Origin of the sequence: Gordonia sp. CNJ-863 (assembly GCF_001942325.1) — a bacterium.
GTDB classification, from domain to species: domain Bacteria; phylum Actinomycetota; class Actinomycetes; order Mycobacteriales; family Mycobacteriaceae; genus Gordonia; species Gordonia alkanivorans.
This window is the reverse complement of sequence record NZ_MKKG01000074.1, coordinates 1-1,467: the sequence shown is the minus strand read 5'-3', so window position 1 is coordinate 1,467 and position 1,467 is coordinate 1. Positions and strand designations below refer to the sequence as shown.

Below are 1,467 nucleotides of genomic sequence, written 5' to 3'. Positions count from 1 at the left end.
GTATGGCGAGGCGAAGATCGCTCAGGGTTTGATCTCGGTGGGTGTGCCGGAGGACGAGGCGAGTCGTCGTGCTGCTGCCACGATCATCGGTGTGATGGCCGGTGGCACGGCTGGTGCTGTCGCGCTGGGTATTCCGGCAGCGGTTGTCGGAGCCGTGGGTGGTGCAGGTGTCGGCGCGGTCGCAGGGGCACTCATACTCGGTATCCCTACTTTCGGTGTCGAGGCACCGTACGGGGCTGGTGTTGGCGCTTTGATCGGCGCGGGAGTTGGTGGCGTTGGCGGTGCTGCGGCAGGCGCTGCTCTCGGTTTCGCACTCGGCGGCACTGCAGGCGGTCTCCTCGCGTACTCGCTCGGTGCCGGTGATCCGGGGGCGGATCCGGATGAACCCTGGCAACAGAACGGGCCTCGGCGTGCGGCGCCCGAGGCTGATGGGCCGAGCCAGTTCGAGTTCCACCTTTCACCTGAGGAAGCACGCCGCTCTGGTCTTCCTGCTGTCGATTATGTGGTCAACCACCGCGGGAACGTGAATCTCAAGCTCGGGACTTCAACCCATAAGTGGTCAGGTGAAGAGGCGCGAGCACCGTACGCGGTTCTAGGTCCGGGGGCTGAAAAGTCTGTTCGAGACTGGACCAGGGCGCAATCAGACAGCGTGAAGAAGGCGATTCCGGGTAGCGAGGTTCTGTGGCCGGCGGAAAGCACACGGTAGTTCGGGTGGCCATTGGTTCGGCCCTCACGAAGCCTGACGGACGCTTCCTGAGACGAATCAGCGCATAGAGACAGGCGGAGAGAAGATATGAAAAGATTGGCAGTGGCCGCGGCGGCGTCTGCAGTTGCTGCGACTGCAAGTTTGGTCGGGGCGGGGCAGGCGTCCGCCTCTCCTATACCTCACTTTCCTGCGTCGACTTCCTTCGGGACGTTCGGCGACCACTCCTTTTGTCATGGTGTCTTGAGGGTCGATGTCGACGCGCCGCCGCAAAAGCGCGGTGTCGTGCGGGTGACCGTTACCTCTCTTGGGTTCACAGGCAATGGGGCAACGTGGAAGCGAAACCCAAACTGTCGCATGCGAATTAACACGCTCTACAACGGTTCCGCGGGGCTTGGTCGGGAGAAGTGGGTCACCGCTTCGTTCGGTCCTCGTAGCGGCGCGAAGAAGGTTTGGGAAGTCGCCACGGGATCAGGTCCCGCGTCTATCGGTTTGACGACCTATTCGGTAAACAGTCCCGTCCGCGTGCGGCAGGGATACAACGGTGGCGCCTACGTGCTCGTTCCGTAGGGCGCGCCGTAATCCGGGTTGACTAGTGAAGTTCGCTGGGAGAGGGAGCGCAGCGGTGACCCAGAGTCGAGGTCGGCATCGTAGGCGTCGGGCGCCGAGTGGTCCGTTGTTGTCGGTGACGTCTGCTGTTGTGGCGGTGTCGATCACTGCTGGTGCGGGTGCGGCGTTCGCTGTTCCGGAGCAGGGTGGCACCG

Annotated in this window: 1 pseudogene; it reads left to right on the top strand. The window is 63.2% G+C overall.

The features are described 5' to 3' along the window. Nucleotides 1–706, top strand: a pseudogene (locus BJF87_RS27015) (hypothetical protein); the annotation flags it as partial. Between the last annotated feature and the right edge of the window lie 761 nt (nt 707–1,467).